Annotated in this window: 16 protein-coding genes and 1 rRNA gene; all 17 read left to right on the plus strand. The window is 69.2% G+C overall.

Annotated features, from left to right (window positions below; all coding sequences use genetic code 11):
• The 17 genes from rrf to obgE all read left to right on the plus strand — a co-directional run bounded on the left by rrf (position 1) and on the right by obgE (position 18,844).
• Positions 1-117, plus strand: a 5S ribosomal RNA gene (gene rrf, locus Q9G87_RS58900).
• Between the two features lie 141 nt (positions 118-258).
• On the plus strand, positions 259-1,548 hold the full coding sequence (locus tag Q9G87_RS58905; protein ID WP_305925453.1) for a bifunctional folylpolyglutamate synthase/dihydrofolate synthase: 1,290 nt from the start codon (positions 259-261) through the stop codon (positions 1,546-1,548).
• A gap of 32 nt (positions 1,549-1,580) precedes the next feature.
• Entirely contained in the window at positions 1,581-1,925 is a 345-nt protein-coding gene (locus Q9G87_RS58910; RefSeq protein ID WP_305925429.1) for a DUF4233 domain-containing protein, read from the plus strand.
• Between the two features lie 11 nt (positions 1,926-1,936).
• Entirely contained in the window at positions 1,937-3,730 is a 1,794-nt protein-coding gene (locus Q9G87_RS58915) for an ICP22 family protein (protein WP_305925430.1), read from the plus strand.
• 158 nt (positions 3,731-3,888) lie between these two features.
• Positions 3,889-4,299: a nucleoside-diphosphate kinase gene (gene ndk / locus Q9G87_RS58920; RefSeq protein ID WP_138669422.1), complete on the plus strand. Its 411-nt coding sequence runs from the start codon at positions 3,889-3,891 to the stop codon at positions 4,297-4,299.
• Between the two features lie 327 nt (positions 4,300-4,626).
• Positions 4,627-5,658 carry a rod shape-determining protein gene (gene mreB / locus Q9G87_RS58925; RefSeq protein ID WP_305925431.1) on the plus strand — a complete coding sequence of 344 codons (1,032 nt, stop codon included), beginning with the start codon at positions 4,627-4,629 and terminating at the stop codon, positions 5,656-5,658.
• Positions 5,658-6,560 (plus strand): rod shape-determining protein MreC, encoded by a 903-nt coding sequence (gene mreC / locus Q9G87_RS58930; protein WP_305925432.1) that lies wholly within the window; start codon positions 5,658-5,660, stop codon positions 6,558-6,560. The genes mreB and mreC overlap by 1 nt, the downstream gene beginning before the upstream one ends.
• 148 nt (positions 6,561-6,708) lie before the next feature.
• Positions 6,709-7,173 carry a rod shape-determining protein MreD gene (gene mreD, locus Q9G87_RS58935; RefSeq protein ID WP_305925433.1) on the plus strand — a complete coding sequence of 155 codons (465 nt, stop codon included), beginning with the start codon at positions 6,709-6,711 and terminating at the stop codon, positions 7,171-7,173.
• Positions 7,152-9,215: a penicillin-binding protein 2 gene (gene mrdA / locus Q9G87_RS58940; RefSeq protein ID WP_305925434.1), complete on the plus strand. Its 2,064-nt coding sequence runs from the start codon at positions 7,152-7,154 to the stop codon at positions 9,213-9,215. Before mreD ends, mrdA begins: the two co-directional genes overlap by 22 nt.
• Entirely contained in the window at positions 9,212-10,378 is a 1,167-nt protein-coding gene (rodA, locus tag Q9G87_RS58945; RefSeq protein WP_305925435.1) for a rod shape-determining protein RodA, read from the plus strand. Before mrdA ends, rodA begins: the two co-directional genes overlap by 4 nt.
• 4 nt (positions 10,379-10,382) lie before the next feature.
• Entirely contained in the window at positions 10,383-10,562 is a 180-nt protein-coding gene (locus Q9G87_RS58950) for a hypothetical protein (RefSeq protein ID WP_305925436.1), read from the plus strand.
• Positions 10,563-10,582: 20 nt separating this feature from the next.
• On the plus strand, positions 10,583-12,493 hold the full coding sequence (locus Q9G87_RS58955) for a TIGR03960 family B12-binding radical SAM protein (protein ID WP_305925437.1): 1,911 nt from the start codon (positions 10,583-10,585) through the stop codon (positions 12,491-12,493).
• A gap of 168 nt (positions 12,494-12,661) precedes the next feature.
• Positions 12,662-13,414, plus strand: a complete 753-nt coding sequence (locus tag Q9G87_RS58960) for a TIGR03936 family radical SAM-associated protein (RefSeq protein ID WP_305925438.1) — start codon at positions 12,662-12,664, stop codon at positions 13,412-13,414.
• Positions 13,415-13,559: 145 nt separating this feature from the next.
• A complete protein-coding gene (locus Q9G87_RS58965) occupies positions 13,560-16,586 on the plus strand; it encodes an Rne/Rng family ribonuclease (RefSeq protein ID WP_305925439.1) in 3,027 nt (1,008 codons plus the stop codon).
• Between the two features lie 212 nt (positions 16,587-16,798).
• Positions 16,799-17,101, plus strand: a complete 303-nt coding sequence (gene rplU / locus Q9G87_RS58970; RefSeq protein WP_049575732.1) for a 50S ribosomal protein L21 — start codon at positions 16,799-16,801, stop codon at positions 17,099-17,101.
• A gap of 15 nt (positions 17,102-17,116) precedes the next feature.
• Positions 17,117-17,374 (plus strand): 50S ribosomal protein L27, encoded by a 258-nt coding sequence (gene rpmA / locus Q9G87_RS58975; RefSeq protein WP_012893687.1) that lies wholly within the window; start codon positions 17,117-17,119, stop codon positions 17,372-17,374.
• Between the two features lie 117 nt (positions 17,375-17,491).
• On the plus strand, positions 17,492-18,844 hold the full coding sequence (gene obgE / locus Q9G87_RS58980) for a GTPase ObgE (protein WP_305925440.1): 1,353 nt from the start codon (positions 17,492-17,494) through the stop codon (positions 18,842-18,844).
• Positions 18,845-18,900 lie beyond the last annotated feature (56 nt).

The raw sequence follows: 18,900 nt of genomic DNA on the forward strand, positions 1-18,900 counted from the left end.
TACGGCGGTTATGGCGGGAAGGAAACACCCGGTTACATTCCGAACCCGGAAGTTAAGCTTCCCCGCGCCGATGGTACTGCACTCGGGAGGGTGTGGGAGAGTAGGTCACCGCCGGACAATCTTTATAAGAAGGGCCCGGACCAGGCATGGTCGCGGGCCCTTCTTGCGTTGTGCCCTCGGGAGCGAGGGCGAGTACGGACTGCCGCGGGCAGTCAGTAGGGTTGAGTTGTGGATTATCGTGCGGTTGAACGCGCGATCATGGAGCGTGGCGTCGAGTGGGATTTCGAGCCGACGCTCGACAGGATCGCGGCCCTCCTGGATGTGCTCGGCTCTCCGCAGCGGGCATACCCGGTGATACACATCGCCGGCACCAACGGAAAGACGAGCACGGCGCGGCTCACCGAGGCGCTGCTGCGGGAGCGCAACTTGCGGGTGGGGCGGTTCACCAGCCCTCACCTCACATCCATGCGCGAGCGGATCACGGTGGACGGAGAGCCGCTGAGTGAGGAGCGGTTCGCCGAGGTATACGAAGAGATCGCCCCCTATGTAGAGCTCACTGATGCCCAGGGGCGGCGTATCCAGTTCTTCGAGCTGCTGACCGCGATGGCCTTCGCGGCGTTCTCCGACACCCCAGTCGATGTCGCGGTCGTGGAGGCCGGGATGGGCGGGTCGTGGGACGCCACCAATGTGGCGGACGGCATCGTGTCGGTCATCACGCCTATCTCCCTTGACCACACCGATCGGCTCGGGCCGGACATCCCAAGCATCGCCTCAGAAAAGGCCGGCATCATCAAGCCCGGCGCGACGACCGTGCTGGCCCAGCAGGAGCTGGCCGCGGCGGAGGTGCTGATGCGGCGGGCGGCCGAGGTGGGGGCCGTCGTGGCGCGGGAAGGGCTGGAGTTCGGGGTGATGAGCCGCGAGGTCGCGTTGGGCGGCCAACTGCTCACGCTGCGGGGGCTCAAGGGTGTATACGATGAGGTCTACCTGCCGCTCTACGGTGCTCACCAGGCAAGCAACGCGGCCTGCGCGCTGGCCGCCGTCGAGGCGTTGACCGCTGGTGATGACCCCCTCGACGTCGAGCTCGTACGGCAGGCGTTCGCCCAGGCGTCCTCTCCAGGGCGCATGGAGGTCGTGCGCCGCACGCCGACGGTGGTGATCGACGCCGCGCACAACCCCGGCGGCATGCAGGCCACCCTGGAGGGGCTGCACGAGGCGTTCGACTTCGCCAAGGTCATCGGGGTGGTCGCGGTCATGCGCGACAAGGACGTCCACACCTTGCTCGACCTGCTGGAGCCGGTCCTCGACGAGATCGTTGTAACGCGTAACTCGTCTCCTCGGTCGATGTCGCCCGACGAGCTGGCGTCGCTGGCGGAGCCGCTCTTCGGCGAGGACCGGGTGCACATCGAGGACCGGCTCGACGACGCCATCGACAAGGGGATCGGCATCGCCGACGCGGAAGGCGAGTTCAGCGGCACAGGGGTGCTGATCACCGGGTCCGTCGTCACCGCCGGCGACGCGCGGCGGCTCCTAAACGTGGATGGCTCCTAATGGCCGTCATGTCGCAAAGTGGGTGGTTCGCGATGAAGGACTTCCAAGTCACGCCCGGGATGCGCCGCCTCGGCGCCAGCGTGCTCGGCATGGAGGCCATTGTCGCGGGACTGATCACGCCCGTGGCGATCACCGTGGGCGGGGTCGCGCCCCCGCTGGCCGTGAGCGTCGGCATCGGGCTGGCCGTGTTGTGCGTGGTCGCCGCGGGCCTGCTCAAGAGGCCCCTCGGCTATGTCCTCGGCAGCGTCGTACAGGTGCTGGCGATCTGCACGGGTTTCCTGGTGACAGCGATGTTCTTCCTCGGAGCTATCTTCGCGGCACTATGGATCACGGCGATTATCGTCGCTCGCCGTGTCGAGGGCGTCACTAACCGCTAAAGTCGGCCTACATGGCCGTCCCCCCGATCCAGCGGTCGCCCCGTCCGGCCGGCCCCAGGCACCCGTGGCTGCTGAACACGGTGCTCGGGCTGCTCGTCGTGGCCGCGCTGCCACTGGCGATCATCACGATCCCCAACACGCTCTCCGTCGTCGCCAAGCTGCTGCCCGGCGACATCGATCAGGTCGGCTTGATGCGTATGCACGGGCTCGCCCTGCCCGCGCTCATGCTGACCGTCCCGCTCGCGGCCGTGGCGCTGCGGCGAGTCAAGGCGGCCCCTCTCATGCTCGGCGGCCTGGCCTTGGTGGCCCTTTCCGACGCCGCAGGCGGATACGCCGCCTCTGAGCTCGTTGTCGGAGCCGTCCGCGTGCTGCGCGGCATTGGGGCCGGGGTCATCGTGCCCGCCACTCTCGCGGCCGTCTGGGGCCGCGTGGCGGTGCTGCGGGCCTTGTGGGTGGGAGTGTTCAGCTTGAGCCTGCTCGCCGCCCAGGCGCTCGCGCTCTGGCCGCTCGACGAGGTGAGCAGCTGGAAGGTGACGTTGCAGCCGTACCCGCTGGTGACGGGGGTGGCGCTGGGCCTGGCGGCCGTCTATCTGCTCGCTTGGACGCTCCTCGGCCGTCCCGCCGAGCCTTGCCTCCACCTACGGGAGCGCAGCCGGCTGCTGCTGGCCGCCGTGCCCGCGGCGGGCATCGCAGTCGTGGCGATCAGCACCGCGACCGAAGGGTGGCGGGCCGTCCCGGTGATCATGCTGGCGGCCACGGCGATCGTCGGGCTGCTGGCGTTGGCCTCGATCGGCACGGGCGAGAGCCGCACGCTGGCGTACTCGATGGTGGCGGTCGGTGTCGTGCTGGTGCCGAGCGCGGCGCAGGTCACGCTGGTGGAGATGGGCGGCCTCGGCGGGCCCGGGCTGCGTGGGCTCTGGATCCCCTTCGCGGTCGCCGGAGTGCTGGCGGTCGGCGCGTCGGTCGTGGTGCGGCGGTTCGCGCGCGCCGCTGGACGGTGGCTGGCGCCACTGGGGCTGTTGTCCATGGTCGGGGGGCTGTCTTCGGTGCGGCTGGTGGTGCCGTCGGCCGACGGTGTTGTCTTGGCGGTGCCGTTCACGCTGCTCGCCATGGGGGCGGCGGTGGCCTTGACGGCCACGCTGCAGGAGGTTGGGTACGGGACGGCGGCGTTCGGGTTGTCGCTGTGCTTCGCCGGCGTGCTGGCCGGTTTCCTGCTGGGCACGGGTGTGCAGATGGTCATGCTGGACGGCGTACGGTCGGCTCAGGAGCTGGTCGACAACTATGTCGGGGCGCTGCGGTGGTGGGCGTTGGTCGGCGGCTTCCTTCTGGTGGCGATCATCGTGCTCGCGGCTGTGATGGTACGGCGGCCCGGCGCGGAGACGCTGATCCGGGTGGAGGGTGATCCGCCACCTTCGGGTACGGGACCAGAGCATGGCGATGATGGAGAGGCGCCGGCTGGAGACGGTGCGGGCCCGTCGCAGAATGCCGAGGGCGGTGCCCGGACGGCCGTCGGGGTCGCGGAGGCGTCCAGCGGAGGCAGCGAGGGCGGCAGGCGTAAGTGGGGGGACGCCTCGCAGAGCGACGACGACAGCGGCGAGGACGTGCCTGGCGGGAGCGAGGACCAAGCAGGCGACGAGGACGGGCCGACCGGGATCGTGCCGCGGGTCGTGGCGCCCGCGTCGTCTCAGGGAGCCTTCGACAAGGGGGAATCGCGGCGCGACGGCGACGAGGCGCCCGGCTCCGAGGGGGCGGTGCCTGCCGTGCCGCCGCCAGGGCAATCGCCTGAAGACACCACATCCCCATAGACCGCCGAGATCCGCACGGGAAACGAGGATACGGGCGCGGGGCGGTAAGCTGAGGGCCCAGCTACGGCGACGCGCGGGCCGATGCCCCCGTGACGCGTCCTCGCGGTGCGGCCGGCGCCGATAGCCGCGACCCCGATCTGTTCGAAGGAGAACTTCAAGTGTCCGAGCGCACTCTTGTCCTGATCAAGCCCGACGGGGTGAAGCGTGGCCTCATCGGTGACGTGATCGCCCGTGTGGAGCGCAAGGGCCTCAAGGTCGTGGCGATGGACCTGCGCACCCTCGACGCCGACACCGCCAAGGTCCACTACGCCGAGCACGCCGAGCGGCCGTTCTTCGGCGAGCTCGTCGAGTTCATCACGTCGGGCCCGCTCGTGGCCATGGTGCTCGAGGGCCCGCGCGCCGTCGAGGCCTTCCGCGCGCTGGCCGGCGCCACCGACCCGGTGAAGTCGGCGCCCGGCACGATCCGCGGCGACCACGCGCTCGAGATCGGCGAGAACGTCGTGCACGGCTCCGACTCCCCCGAGTCCGCCGCCAGGGAGATCAAGATCTTCTTCCCGGACCGGTTCTAGCCGCTTCGCGCTCCTCCCGCGCCCGTGCCAGCAGTACAGCTGGCACGGGCGCGTGGTTTTTGGGCTGGGCGGGGCGGCGAGGTTTCTGTCGGCAGGCTGCCGTACGCTGTGGCGCAGTGTCGGCGGTGCGTCGTCCAGGCCTTTGGAACGTTCCAGCTACCGGCCGGATGTTGTGGTGCAATCCGGGCAAAATTGCGGTTGAGGTTGAGGCTGGAGATTTTTGAGGAGCGCGGGGCCTGATCGCACCCATCGGCGGGTACGTCACGTTACGATTCGAATTCATTCCGTAGTCACTCGCGAACGACGTTACGGAGGGCTCCGTTCCCCATGGGCAGCAAGCTCGCGTTCCTCGGCCGTGACATGGCGGTCGACCTGGGCACCGCCAACACGTTGGTCTACGTGCGCGGCCGGGGCATCGTGCTCAACGAGCCGTCAGTCGTGGCGATCAACACCACTACGGGCAAGATCGTTGCGGTTGGCATCGAGGCCAAGCGGATGATCGGTCGCACGCCCGGCAACATCATCGCGGTCCGCCCGCTCAAGGACGGTGTGATCGCCGACTTCGACGTCACCGAGCGCATGTTGCGATATTTCATCCAAAGGGTGCATAGGCGTCGGCATTTCGCCAAGCCGCGCATCATCATCGCCGTGCCCAGCGGCATCACCAGCGTCGAGCAGCGCGCGGTGAAGGAGGCCGGCTACCAGGCGGGCGCCCGGAAGGTCTACATCGTCGAGGAGCCCATGGCCGCCGCCATCGGGGCGGGGCTGCCCGTGCACGAGCCAACCGGCAACATGGTCGTCGACATCGGTGGCGGCACCACTGAGGTGGCGATCATCTCGATGGGCGGCGTGGTCACCAGCCAGTCGATCAGGATCGGCGGCGACGAGCTCGACCAGGCGGTGATCGCGTTCGCCAAGAAGGAGTTCTCCCTGATGCTCGGCGAGCGCACCGCCGAGGAGATCAAGATGGCCATCGGCTCGGCCTGCCCCAACGGTGAGGAGGCACACGCGGAGATCCGCGGCCGCGACCTGGTCAGCGGGCTGCCCAAGACGATCATCGTGTCCGGCGAGGAGATCAGGAAGGCCATTGAGGAGCCGGTCAACGCGATCGTGGACGCGGTGAAGAGCACGCTCGACAAGTGCCCGCCCGAGTTGTCCGGCGACATCATGGACCGCGGCATCGCGCTCACCGGCGGAGGCGCCCTGCTCAAGGGGCTGGAGGAGCGGGTCAAGGCCGAGACGGGCATGCCGGTGCACCTCGTCGACAACGCACTCGACTCGGTGGCCATCGGCTCGGGCAAGTGCGCCGAGGAGTTCGAGGCGCTCCAAGACGTCCTGGTGCCGGAGTCGCGACACTGATGAGAGACTCGCGCCGGGCCCGGCTGATCCTCGGAGCGCTGCTGACGGCGGCTCTGGTCATCCTGACCATCGACCACCGCACCGGCGAGAGCTCGCCGCTGCGTCCGCTGCGCGCTGCCGGGGCATGGGTGTTCGGCACGGCCGAGCAGTTCGGCAGTGGGCTGGTGCGGCCGGTCGGCGGGTTCGTGCGCGCCATCCTGACGGCGCCGAGCGCCCAGGAACGCATCGAGGTGCTCAAGGAGGAGAATGCGAAGCTGCGCACGGAGCTGCTGACGGGCAAGCTCGACGGCGCCCGCGCCAACGAGCTCAAGAAGGTGCTCGGGCTGTCGGGGACGGGTGGATACAAGGTCGTCGCGGCCAACGTGGTCGCCAGGCGCGGGCAGCCGGGGTTCGAGGACACTGTCCAGATCGACGCCGGCACCAGTGACGGCGTGCAGTCTGAGATGACCGTGCTCAATGGTGACGGGCTGGTCGGCCGGGTGATCCACGCATCCGCCCGCACGTCGACGGTGGTGCTGCTCAGCGATCCGGCCTCGGCCGCGGGAGCGCGGCTGGAGGGCGGGAGGGAGATCGGGGTGGTGCACGGGGTGGGGGAGCACGGCAGGCTCGTCCAGTTCCGCCTCCTCGACTCCACAGCGCCGCTGACCAGGGGCGCGCGCATCGTCAGCTTCGGCTCCCAAAACGGCCGGCCGTACGTTCCGGGGGTGCCGATCGGGGTGATCGAGCGGGTGGAGTCGACCCCTGGGGAGCTGACCCGCATCGCGTACGCCCGGCCGTATGCGGATCTGACGGCACTCGACGTGGTGGGTGTGGTGGTGGAGGCGCCCAAGCGGGATCCGCGTGACGCGGTGCTGCCTGCCAAGCGTGACGCGGTGCTGCCCGCCAAGGAGGGGTCCCGGTGATCGGGTCGGGAGCGCTGATCGGGTGGCGGCATGTGGCTGATGTGACTGAAGGCGTCCGGAGGTGCCGGCGGGCCGCGCCTGTGGCGGTCGAGCGGTGTCGGCCGAGAGGGGGCGCGGTGAGTGGAAGGGCCGGTCGGAAGGGGGCGCTGTGATCGGCGGGATCTCCGTGCTGCTGGCGTTGCTGGCTCAGGTCATGCTGGTCAATCGGCTGCCACTGCCGGCGGGGGGCGCGCCTGACCTGGTGTTGCTGGCCGTCGTCGGCGCGGCGCTGGCACGGGGGGCTTCGTCCGGGGCGATGCTCGGCTTCTTCGCCGGGCTGCTGGTCGACGTCATGCCGCCGACCGCGCATCTGGTGGGCCAATACGCGTTCGTGCTGGCGCTCGCCGGCTACATAGCCGGGCGCGGTGCGGGCGGGCCGGTGACGACCGTGGTGCTGTGCGTCCTGCTGGCGCCGTTGCTGGCCGCGGCCGTGGGCATGCTCATCTCCGATCCCCGGGTGACCATGTCCACGCTGATCGAGCAGGTGCCGGTCACCGTCGTCTACACGCTGCTCGTGTCGCCGATCGTGATCTGGCTGACGACGCGGGGCAGATGGTCGAGGTACTCGACATGATCAGGATGCGGGCCCGGCTGCTGGTGCTGCACGTGCTGGTGCTGGTGCTGCTCGTCGTGCTGGCTGTGCGCCTGTGGCAGGTGCAGGTCGTGCGCGGAAACGAGTTCGTGACGCGGGCGACGGAGACCAGGACGCGGACGGTCATCGTGCCGGCCGTGCGCGGGCAGATCCTCGACTCGTCGGGACGGCCGCTGGTGCGCAACAAGACCGCGCTCGTCGTGTCCGTGGACCGGGCCATGCTGTCGCGGATGCCCGACGGAGGTATGACGGTGCTGCGCAAGTTGTCCGCGGTGCTCGGCATGCCGGTCGCGGACCTGCAGCAGCGCATCACGCCGTGCGGGCCGGGGGTGGGCAAGCCATGCTGGACGGGATCGCCATACCAGCCGGTTCCGCTGGATGAGAAGGTCGACCCACGCAAAGCGCTGCAGATCCTGGAGCGGCAGGAGGAGTTTCCCGGCGTGACGGCGGAGATCCACTCCGTGCGGCAATATCCCGGCGGCAGGGCCGGCGCGCAGATGCTGGGTTACCTGCAACCGGTGACCGAGCAGGAGCTGGAGCAACGCGAAGGGCTCAAGGCCAGCTTCTCCGGTGTGGACCTGGCCGGGCGCGACGGGCTCGAATACGTCTACGACGACGCGCTACGCGGCAAGTCGGGCCTGCGCAGGGTGCAGGTGGACCGGATGGGCAAGGCCCTCGGGCTGGAGGAGCAGGTGCCGCCCATCCCCGGCGACCACCTGGTCACCAGCATCGACTCGCGGATCCAGACGATCACCGAGAGGGCACTGAACAAGGCGATGAAGTCTGCGCCCGCGGCCGACGGCGGGGCCGGGGTGGTGCTGGACGCGCGCTCGGGGCGGGTGGTGGCGGTGGCCAGCGCGCCCGGCTACGACCCGGCGATCTGGGGTGGCGGGATCTCGGCCCGCGGATACCAATGGCTGCTGTCGGACAAGTCCGGTAAGCCGCTGGTGTCGCGGGCCATCAACGGCCAGTTCGCGCCGGGCTCCACGTTCAAGATCTCCTCCGTTTCGGCGATGTTGCGGGCCGGCTATCCGCTCAATGGCAAATACGGCTGCCCGGGCTCCTACACGGTGGGCGGCCGGGCCTTCAACAACTTCCGCGGCATCGGCCTGGGGACCCTCGACCTGCACACGGCGCTGGTCAAGTCATGCGACACGATCTTCTACCGGGCGGCGTACGAGCAATACCTCAAGGACGGGGGGCGGCAGCCGAAGAAGAAGCCGAAAGAGGTGTTCTCCAACATGGCCAGGTCGTTCGGGTTCGGCAGCCCGACCGGCGTGGACCTGCCCGGCGAGTCGGCCGGCCGCATTCCCGACCGCGCCTGGAAGCGGGATCTGTGGAACAGGACCAGCGCGATCAACTGTGAGCGGTCGCGCAAGGGATATCCGGAGGTGAAGGACCGGGCGCGGGCCGAGTTCCTCAAGCGGCTGGCGCTGGAAAACTGCACCGAGGGATTCCTGCTGCGGCCGGGCGACTCGGCCAACTTCTCCATCGGCCAGGGCGACGTGCTGGTCACACCGATGCAGCTGGCCAGGGCATACATGGCGCTGGTGAGTGACGGGAAGCTGCGCAGCCCGCGCATCGGATGGGCGCAGGTGCGGCCCGACGGTAAGGTGGTCAGGACCTTCCCTGTGCCCGTGGTGGGCAAGCTGCCGCTCAGCGAGAAGGAACGGCTCTACATCAAGAACGCGCTGAGCCAGGTCGCCCAGGACGGCACCGCGGCGGGGGCGTTCGCCGGGTTCCCGATGAACAAGGTCCGCATCGGTGGCAAGACCGGCACCGCGGAGGTGTGGGGCAAGAAGGACACCTCCTGGTTCGCCTCCTTCGCGCCCACGAAGAACCCTCAGTACGTGGTGGTCGTCATGGTCTCCCAGGGCGGGATGGGCTCGCAGACCGCGGCGCCGGCCGTGCGGGAGATCTATGAGGGCATCTACGGCATCAAGCGGCCCGCGGCCGTGCCCGGCGGGAAGCTGACCACCAAGCTGCCGACGTTCAGGCCGGACGGGACGGTGGTCCCGGGATGATCGCGCGTACCGCTGTCATCCGGCGGCCCTCGCTCCTGCGGCGGATGGCGCACGAGAATTCGACGATACGCCGGCTCGACGGGCTGATGCTGGTCGCGGTTGCCGGGTTGTGCGTGATCGGCACGCTGCTGGTGTGGTCCTCCACCAGGACCTGGGCGCCCGGAGCCACGGGACTGGTGAAGAAGCACCTGCTCAACGAGGTCATCGGAGTGGTGCTGTGCGCGGTGGTGGCCACGATCGACCACCGGGCGATGCGGGCGTACGCGCCGCTGGTGTTCCTGGTGTCCTTGGTGGGCCTGGGGCTGGTGCTCACGCCACTAGGGGCGACGATCAACGGGTCACATTCGTGGATCCTGCTGGGCGGGGGTTTCGCGGTGCAGCCGTCGGAGTTCGCCAAAGTGGGGCTGCTGCTGATCATCGCGATGCTGCTGGCGCAGCCGGCCGAGGGCACCGATCGGCCCCGCGGGCTCGACGTCACGCTGGCGCTCGTGGCCGCGGTGATCACGATGGGAATGGTGATGCTCCAGCCCGATCTCGGCACGGCCATGGTCCTGGCCGTGATCACGGCGGCTGGGCTGATCATTGGAGGCGTGCGCAAGCGAGTGATCATCGCGATGACGCTGGTGGCCGCCGCCGGGATTTTCGCGGTGTTCAAATTCGAGATGCTGGAGCCATACCAGGTGGCGCGGTTCACAGCGTTCGTGGATCCGAGCGTCGATCCGCGCGGAGTGGGCTACAACAGCACTCAGTCGCTGATCGCCATCGGATCCGGGCAGTTGCTGGGCAAGGGGCTGCTCGGCGGCGGGCAGACGACCGGCAGGTTCGTGCCCGAGCAGCACACCGACTTCATCTTCACGGTGGCGGGAGAGGAGTTCGGGTTCCTGGGGTCGGTCACCGTCGTGTTGTTGCTCGGCGTGGTGCTGGTGCGCGGGCTGAAGATCGCCAGGAAGTGTGAGGACCGGTTCGGGACGCTGGTCGCAGGGACGATCGTGTGCTGGTTCGCCTTCCAGACGTTCATCAATGTCGGGATGACGATCGGGATCATGCCGATCACCGGGCTGCCGCTGCCGTTCGTGTCATATGGCGGGACCGCGACATTCGCGAATCTCATCGCGATTGGGCTTCTGCAAGCCATCAAGATGCGCGGCCAGTCGTTTAATTAGATGTATGTTCTTGGCCTATTGCGATGAGTGCGAGGAGCGCTTTCTGCTGCCCGCGAACCACGTGGTCGCCCTGCACAACCTGGAAAGCGGCGTGATCGCCGTGGAGCTGACCTGCTACGAAGGGCACCACGTCCTGGTGCTCAGCGGAAATGACATCGACATCACCGGACCTGCCACCGTCTGACCGCCGCTACCCTGGACCGTATGCCTGTCGAGTCGATTTTCCACCGCCTGGAAGCGCTGCTGCCCAAGGTGCAGAAGCCGATCCAGTATGTGGGAGGTGAGCTCAACTCGACCGTCAAGGACTGGGACTCCGCCGACGTGCGGTGGGCGTTGATGTACCCGGACGCCTACGAGGTCGGGCTGCCCAACCAGGGCGTGGCGATCCTCTACGAGATTCTCAACGAGCTGCCCGGGACTCTGGCCGAGCGCACCTACGCGGTGTGGCCGGACCTCGAGGCGCTCATGCGGGCCGAGGGCGTCCCGCAGTTCACCGTCGACGCGCACCGGCCGGTGCGTGCCTTCGACGTGCTGGGGGTGTCGTTCTCCACCGAGCTCGGCTACACCAACATGCTGACCGCCCTCGACCTGGCCGGCATTCCGCTGCACGCGGTCGACCGGGGCGAGGACGACCCGATCGTGCTCGCGGGCGGCCACGCGGCCTTCAACCCCGAGCCGATCGCCGACTTCCTCGACGCGGCCGTGCTCGGCGACGGCGAGCAGATTGCGATCGCCATCTCCGAGGTCATCCGCGAGTGGAAGGCCGAGGGCCGGCCCGGCGGGCGGGACGAGCTGCTGATGCGGCTCGCCGAGTCCGGCGGCGTCTACGTGCCCAAGTTCTACGACGTCGACTACCACCCGGACGGGCGCATCAAGCGTGTCGCGCCCAACAGGCGCGACGTGCCGTGGCGGGTGCACAAGCACACCGTGATGGACCTGGACGAGTGGCCCTATCCGAAGAAGCCGCTGGTCCCGCTGGCGGAGACGGTGCATGAGCGGTTCAGCGTGGAGATCTTCCGCGGCTGCACCCGCGGGTGCCGGTTCTGCCAGGCAGGCATGATCACGCGCCCGGTGCGCGAGCGGTCGATCACCACGATCGGGGCGATGGTCGAAAACGGCATCAAGGAGTCCGGCTTCAACGAGGTCGGGCTGCTGTCGCTGTCGTCGGCCGACCACTCCGAGATCGGTGACGTCGCCAAGGGCCTGGCCGACCGCTACGAGGGCACCAACACTTCGCTGTCGTTGCCGTCGACGCGGGTGGACGCGTTCAACATCGACCTGGCCAATGAGTTCTCCAGGAACGGCAGGCGCTCGGGCCTGACGTTCGCGCCGGAGGGCGGCTCGGAGCGGATGCGCAAGGTGATCAACAAGATGGTCACCGAGGAAGACCTCATCCGCACCGTCACCACGGCATATTCGCAGGGGTGGCGGCAGGTCAAGCTCTACTTCATGTGCGGCCTGCCCACTGAGCAGGACGAGGACGTGCTGGGCATCGCCGATCTGGCCAAGAAGGTCATCAAGGCGGGCCGCGAGGCCACCGGCAGCCGCGACATCCGCTGCACGGTCTCCATCGGCGGCTTCGTGCCCAAGCCGCACACGCCGTTCCAGTGGGCCGGGCAGGCCGACCACGAGACCGTCGACCGGCGGCTCAGGGCGCTGCGTGATGCACTCCGGAGCGACAAGGCATACGGCCGGGCCATCGGCTACCGCTATCACGACGGCAAGCCCTCGATCGTGGAGGGCCTGCTGTCACGTGGCGACCGCCGGGTCGCGGCCGTGATCCGCGCCGTCTGGGAGGGCGGCGGCAGGTTCGACGGCTGGAGCGAGCACTTCTCCTACGAGCGCTGGATGGCGGCCGCCGAGAAGGCCGGCATCGACGTGGACTGGTACACCACGCGTGAGCGGGAGGAAAACGAGGTCCTGCCGTGGGACCACCTCGACGCCGGGCTCGACCGCGAATGGTTGTGGCAGGACTGGCAGGAGGCCGTCTCCGGCGGCGAGGTCGAGGACTGCCGCTGGACTCCCTGCTATGACTGCGGCGTCTGCCCGACCATGGGCACAGAAATTCAAATCGGTCCCACGGGGCGAAAACTCCTTCCTCTGACGGTGGTCTAGCGCGCTCAGTGGGCGAGCCGTGCCTCGGCGTACACATACATACGCTGGGGCGGCTTATCCTGAGACGAAGGGACCTGAAAAGAAGGAACTCTGACAAGGGAAGGACGACAAGCTCTGAAACCTGTTCCCGAAGGGCCTCCGCCCGCGCCCACGGTGCAGCGCCTTCGCGTGCGTTACGCCAAGCGCGGCCGCCTGCGCTTCACCAGCCACCGCGACATTTCGCGGGCCGTCGAGAGGGCGGTTCGCCGTGCCGGCATTCCGGTGGCTTACAGCGCGGGATTCTCGCCCCACCCGAAGATCTCCTACGCGGGCGCGGCGCCGACCGGTGTCGCCAGCGAAGCCGAATACCTCGAGATCGGTGTCACCACGCACTGCGACCCCGAGCAGGTCAGGTCCGGTTTGGACCGGTCGTTGCCGCCGGGGCTCGATGTGATCGACGTCGTGGAGGCGGGTCAGGGCGGACTGGCCGACCGCTTGGAGGTCTCCGACTGGGAGGTGCGGCTGCCTGGTGCCGACCGCGAGCTCGCCGAGGTGGCGGCGGAGAAGTTCCTCGCGGCGGGCACCGTGGAGGTCGAGCGCCTCACCAAGAAGGGCCCCCGTCGCTTCGACGCGCGCGAGGCCGTCCTGGGGCTGACGGTGTCCGAGGGAACGGACAGAATCGCAGCTCAGGTGCTTGGAGGACCGTGTGTCATACTGCGCATGGTTGTTCGGCACATGACGCCTGCCGTACGACCCGACGATGTGCTCACAGGGCTGCGCCTTGTGGCCGACTTCGCGCCGCCGGTTCCCCCAGAGGTGACCAGGCTGGCGCAGGGGCCGCTCGACGTCAGCACCGGTGCGCTTGCCGATCCGCTCGACCTGGACCGCGACACAACGCGCGGCGGCGAGGCGGGACCGGCGGGTGAGCACGCCGTCGGTTAAGGACGCGCCCAGCATGAGCCGGGCACGACCGCTGACAGGACTTGGCGCCCGTGCCTCCGACATGGAGGCGCTGGCGGACAACTGAGACACGAGGGCTCCTGCGCGGCGCGGCGACGCGCCCGGGAGCTGACGGGAGAGCGCCCGCATGCTCGACAACGAGCCCAACGCCGGGGCCACTGGCCCTGACGGGGAAACAACTGAACAGACCAAGGTGACCGCGCGTCGCCGCTCCGCCAGCCGCCCGGCCGGTCCGCCGCCCGAGCTGCCCGAGGAGCCGGCTTCCGTTCCGGTCACCCTTCCCGCCGCGCAGGCCGCGCCGTCGGTCGCGGAGGGCGCGCCGGTGCAACGCACCGTCGTGCAGCGCGCTGCCGGCGAGCCTGATCCTGACGTTCTCGCGGCGGCTGCTGCCGCCACGGCCGGCGAGGCCCCAAGAGAGAGCACTGTAGAGAGCCCGGTCGAGGGTGTCTTGGCCGAAGCCGTCGCCGAAGCCGAAGACAAGCCCAAGAGGGCTACGAGGACCCGGTCCACCGCGACGACTCCGCGGCGGCGCACCACGAAGAAGGCCGCCGAGGACCAGCCGGAAGAGGCGCAAGCGCTCCCGGAGGGTGCTGTGCCCGCCGAGGCCGAGGCGGCGCCCGTGAAGCGGCGCAGGACCACGCGCAAGAAGGCCGAGCCGGAAGAGACCGTGGCGCCCGAGGCTCCCGCCGCCGTCGACGAGGCGGTTGCCGGGGAGACGGCTGGTGCCGGTGACGTGGAGGCCGCCGCACCGCGGACCGGCCGCACCAGGACGCGCGCCGGGCGTGGCGCTGCGGCGCGAGCGGCAGCCGGCGGTGACGCCGGGGTCGGTGCCGAAGCAGCGGAGGCCGAAGGCGCGGCGGTTTCGCGCCCGAAAGCCGCCGAGGCGGACGCTTCCGGTGCCCAGGCGGTGGTTTCCGGCGGTGACGTCGAGGGCGAAGAGGACATCATCGAGATCCTGCCCGAGGACGAGCCGCTCGACGATGAGCCCGCAGGCGAGGACCTCGACGAGGAGCTCGAGCGGCCGAGTCTGCTCGTCGACCCGTTCGGGTTCGCGGCTCGCACGCAGGACGAGGCGGGCGGCACCGCGTTCCAGCGGCCGGCGGCCATTTTCGCGCCGCTGTTCCAGGCGCCCGATCCCAGCCAGGCCAAGCCCGCCGTGGTCCGGCGGCCCGAGCCGCAGCCCGCTGCCCCCGAAGCTCGCCCCGCTGAGGCGGAGGACGTGGCCGAGGAGGCCGTGAGCGAGGAAGAGGCCGACGTCGACACCTCCGATGAGCAGGAGGAAGAGGCCGGTGGCAGGCGGCGTCGCCGCCGCCGTGGCGGTCGCGGCCGTGGCAAGGCCCGCGAGCGCGATGAAGCCGAGGACAGCGAGGAGTCCGAGGAGGAGACCGACGAGGAGCAGGGCGAGGAGGCCCAGGACGAGGAGGGCTCCACGTCGCGTCGCCGTCGTCGCCGTCGCCGCCGCGGCTCCGACGAGACCCCTGAGCCGGCCAGCGACGACCCGCCGAACACGGTGGTGCGCATCCGCGCGCCGCGATCCGGCCGGGCGGCCTCGCTCGACACCGCCACCGACGGCGTGCAGAGCGTGCGCGGCTCCACCAGGCTGGAGGCCAAGAAGCAGCGGCGCCGCGAGGGCCGCGAGCTGGGCCGCAGGCGCCCGCCGATCATCACGGAGTCGGAGTTCCTGGCCCGCCGCGAGTCCGTCGACCGCATGATGGTGGTGCGCAGGCAGGGCGACCGCACGCAGATCGCGGTGCTGGAGGACGGCGTGCTCGTCGAGCACTACGTCAACCGCGAGGCCAGCCAGTCCTACGTGGGCAACGTCTACCTCGGCAAGGTCCAGAACGTGCTGCCGTCGATGGAGGCGGCGTTCGTGGACATCGGCAAGGGCAGGAACGCTGTCCTGTACGCCGGTGAGGTCAACTTCGACACCGCCGGAATGGAAGGCCAGCCCAAGCGGATCGAGTCGGCGCTGAAGTCGGGCCAGTCGGTGCTCGTGCAGGTCACCAAGGACCCGATCGGGCACAAGGGCGCGCGGCTCACCTCGCAGATCAGCCTGCCCGGGCGCTACCTGGTTTACGTGCCCGACGGCTCGATGACCGGCATCAGCCGCAAGCTGCCCGACAAGGAGCGCACGCGGCTCAAGAGCATCCTGAAGAAGGTCATGCCCGAGAACGCCGGCGTGATCGTACGCACCGCGGCAGAGGGCGCCTCCGAGGACGAGCTGGCCCGCGACGTGGCCCGGCTGTCCGCCCAGTGGGAGAGCATCCAGAAGAAGGCCAAGTCGGCGAGCCCGCCCGAGCTGCTGTCCGCCGAGCCCGACCTGACCATCAGGGTCGTACGGGACGTCTTCAACGAGGACTTCACCTCGCTGGTCGTGCAGGGCGAGGAGGCCTGGGACACGGTCGACGACTACGTCAAGTACGTCGCGCCGCACCTGGGCGAGCGGCTGTCGAGGTGGGACGGCGAGCAGGGCGACGGCGACGTCTTCGAGTCGTACCGGATCGACGAGCAGCTCGGCAAGGCACTGGACCGCAAGGTGTGGCTGCCGAGCGGCGGCTCGCTGGTGATCGACCGTACCGAGGCGATGACCGTCGTCGACGTCAACACCGGCAAGTTCACCGGACAGGGCGGAAACCTCGAGGAGACCGTTACCAGGAACAACCTGGAGGCGGCCGAGGAGATCGTGCGCCAGCTCCGGCTGCGCGACATCGGCGGCATCATCGTGATCGACTTCATCGACATGGTGCTGGAGTCGAACCGGGACCTGGTTCTGCGGCGGCTCCTGGAGTGCCTGGCGCGCGACAGGACCAAGCACCAGGTGGCCGAGGTGACCTCCCTGGGTCTGGTCCAGATGACGCGTAAGCGGGTCGGTCAGGGGCTCCTGGAGGCCTTCTCGACGCCGTGTGAGTGCTGCAACGGGCGTGGCCTGCTGGTCTCCACGGAGCCGGTGGAGTCCAAGCCGGAGCCGCGCGGCACGCAGGGGAAGATGGCCGTGGAGAAGGCGGTCTCCGACAAGGTTTCCGCGGCCAAGGAGTCCGCAGGCCGTGATACGGTGACCGGTGCGCTTGAAGACGTCCCGGCAGAGGACGACCAAGCGGGTCAGACTTCTGGCAGGGGGCGGCGACGCTCCCGCCGAGCTAAGTCCGCCGAGTAGCCCTCGGCGGACATCCGACGATCCGTCCGGTTCGCCTGGGGGACCGCTCATCCGGTACCCTGGTAAATCGGTGCGTCAGGTGACGTGCCCTGTTGGCGCGCCTACTCGGATCGTCGGTTCGAGACAGGACCGAATGACAAGGCGCAGCATTCGGCGGCCATCCTCGTTGGGGGATGGCCGTGACAACAGCGAGTCAGTAGAAGGGTTCCGCGGTGTACGCGATCGTTCGTTGCGGCGGCAGGCAGCAGAAGGTCTCCGTCGGTGACGTCCTCGAGGTGGACAAGGTCGCCGGCGAGGTCGGCTCTTCGGTTTCGCTGCCGACGGTGCTCGTCGTCAACGATGGCGACGTGACGACCGAGGCGGGCAAGTTCACGGTCAGCGCCGAGATCCTCGGTGAGACCAAGGGCCCGAAGATCCGCATTCTCAAGTACAAGAACAAGACCGGTTACAAGAAGCGCCAGGGTCACCGTCAGCGGTACACCCAGGTGAAGATCACCGGTATCGACCAGGCCTGATCGGGAGTTTGAGAGATGGCACACAAGAAGGGCGCGTCGTCCACCCGGAACGGCCGTGACTCCAACGCGCAGCGCCTGGGCGTCAAGCGTTTCGGTGGCCAGCTGGTCAACGCGGGCGAGATCATCGTCCGCCAGCGTGGCACCCACTTCCACCCCGGTGACAACGTCGGCCGTGGTGGCGATGACACGCTGTTCGCGCTGGCCGCCGGTCACGTGCAGTTCGGCGTCAAGCGCGGCCGCAGGGCCGTGAGCATCGTTCCCGTCGCGGAGTAGCATTTCCTCCTCCCGACCTGGGGATCTTCTGGGGTGGATCGAGCGGTTTCGATCCACCCCTTTTGCGTTGTGTGGGAACTATGAGAGGCCCCTGGTGGGGCGATGGAGGAGAACGGCATGCCGGACTTTGTGGACCAGGTGGTCCTGCATATCAAGGCCGGTGACGGGGGGAACGGGTGTGCCTCCATCCACCGGGAGAAGTTCAAACCGCTCGGCGGCCCCGACGGGGGCAACGGCGGACGCGGCGGCGATGTGATCCTCGAGGTCGATCCCAACACCGCAACCCTGCTCGACTACCACCGGCGGCCCCATCGCAACGCCGACAACGGCAAGCAGGGGCAGGGCTCCAACCGGGACGGCGCCAACGGGGAGGACGTGGTCCTGCCCGTCCCCAACGGCACCGTCGTCAAGGACGCCGACACGGGCGAGGTGCTGGTGGACCTCGTGGGAGCCGGCACCCGGTATGTGATCGCCCAGGGCGGGCACGGCGGGCTGGGTAACGCCGCCCTGGCCAGCACGAAGCGGAAGGCGCCCGGGTTCGCGCTGCTCGGGGAGCCGGGCGACGGGCTCGACGTCATGCTGGAGCTGAAGAGCGTCGCGGACGTGGCGCTGGTCGGGTTCCCGAGCGCCGGCAAGTCGTCGCTGATCGCTGCCCTGAGCGCGGCCAAGCCGAAGATCGCCGACTATCCGTTCACCACGTTGATCCCCAATCTCGGGGTGGTGACGGCAGGGGACAACGTGTTCACCGTGGCGGATGTGCCCGGGCTGATCCCCGGGGCGTCGCAGGGCAAGGGGCTCGGGCACGAGTTCCTGCGGCACGTCGAGCGGTGCGACATGCTCGTCCACGTCATCGACTGCGCCACCATGGAGCCCGGGCGCGATCCGATCACGGATTACGAGGTGATCGAGGCGGAGCTGCGGGCGTACGGGAAGCTCGAGGACCGGCCGCGGATCGTCGTGCTCAATAAGGCCGACGTGCCGGACGCTCGGGAGCTGGCTGAGCTGGTCACGCCCGAGTTCGAGGCGCGGGGGCTGCAGGTGTTCACGATCTCGGCGGCCACCCATGACGGGTTGCGGGAGCTCACGTACGCGATGGGCGAGTGGGTCGCGGCCGCCCGGGCCAACAAGCCGATCGAGGAGCCGACGCGGCTCGTGATCCGGCCCAAGCAGCTCGGCGACGCCGGGTTCCGAGTGCGCCGGGTCAACGAGAACCTGTTCCAGATCACCGGCGAGAAGCCGGAACGGTGGATCAGGCAGACGGACTTCACCAACGACGAGGCGGTCGGATACCTCGCCGACCGGCTGGAGCGGCTCGGGGTCGAGCAGGAGCTCGCCAAGGCCGGCGCCGCCGCGGGGGCCGAGGTGGTCATCGGGCCGATGGAGGGCGGGTACGTCTTCGACTGGCAGCCCACGCTGCACGCCGAGTCGGTCCGCCAAGGGCCGCGCGGCTCCGACAACCGGCTCGGGTAGGACCTGAGAGGGCTGCCGGCCTACACAGCCGGCTCCGGCCGCTCCGGCTGACCTGG

The sequence above is a fragment of the Nonomuraea turcica genome, from assembly GCF_030718205.1.
Classification (GTDB): domain Bacteria; phylum Actinomycetota; class Actinomycetes; order Streptosporangiales; family Streptosporangiaceae; genus Nonomuraea.

Excerpts from the sequence above, each read along its gene's own strand:
- mreB (WP_305925431.1), top strand. The coding sequence starts at position 4,627 with ATGGGCAGCAAGCTCGCGTTCCTCGGCCGTGACATGGCGGTCGACCTG.
- Q9G87_RS58955 (WP_305925437.1), top strand. The coding sequence starts at position 10,583 with ATGCCTGTCGAGTCGATTTTCCACCGCCTGGAAGCGCTGCTGCCCAAG.
- Q9G87_RS58910 (WP_305925429.1), top strand. The coding sequence starts at position 1,581 with ATGAAGGACTTCCAAGTCACGCCCGGGATGCGCCGCCTCGGCGCCAGC.
- obgE (WP_305925440.1), top strand. The coding sequence starts at position 17,492 with ATGCCGGACTTTGTGGACCAGGTGGTCCTGCATATCAAGGCCGGTGAC.
- mrdA (WP_305925434.1), top strand. The coding sequence starts at position 7,152 with ATGGTCGAGGTACTCGACATGATCAGGATGCGGGCCCGGCTGCTGGTG.
- Q9G87_RS58965 (WP_305925439.1), top strand. The coding sequence starts at position 13,560 with ATGCTCGACAACGAGCCCAACGCCGGGGCCACTGGCCCTGACGGGGAA.
- Q9G87_RS58950 (WP_305925436.1), top strand. The coding sequence starts at position 10,383 with ATGTTCTTGGCCTATTGCGATGAGTGCGAGGAGCGCTTTCTGCTGCCC.
- Q9G87_RS58905 (WP_305925453.1), top strand. The coding sequence starts at position 259 with ATGGAGCGTGGCGTCGAGTGGGATTTCGAGCCGACGCTCGACAGGATC.
- rodA (WP_305925435.1), top strand. The coding sequence starts at position 9,212 with ATGATCGCGCGTACCGCTGTCATCCGGCGGCCCTCGCTCCTGCGGCGG.
- mreC (WP_305925432.1), top strand. The coding sequence starts at position 5,658 with ATGAGAGACTCGCGCCGGGCCCGGCTGATCCTCGGAGCGCTGCTGACG.
- rpmA (WP_012893687.1), top strand. The coding sequence starts at position 17,117 with ATGGCACACAAGAAGGGCGCGTCGTCCACCCGGAACGGCCGTGACTCC.
- Q9G87_RS58915 (WP_305925430.1), top strand. The coding sequence starts at position 1,937 with ATGGCCGTCCCCCCGATCCAGCGGTCGCCCCGTCCGGCCGGCCCCAGG.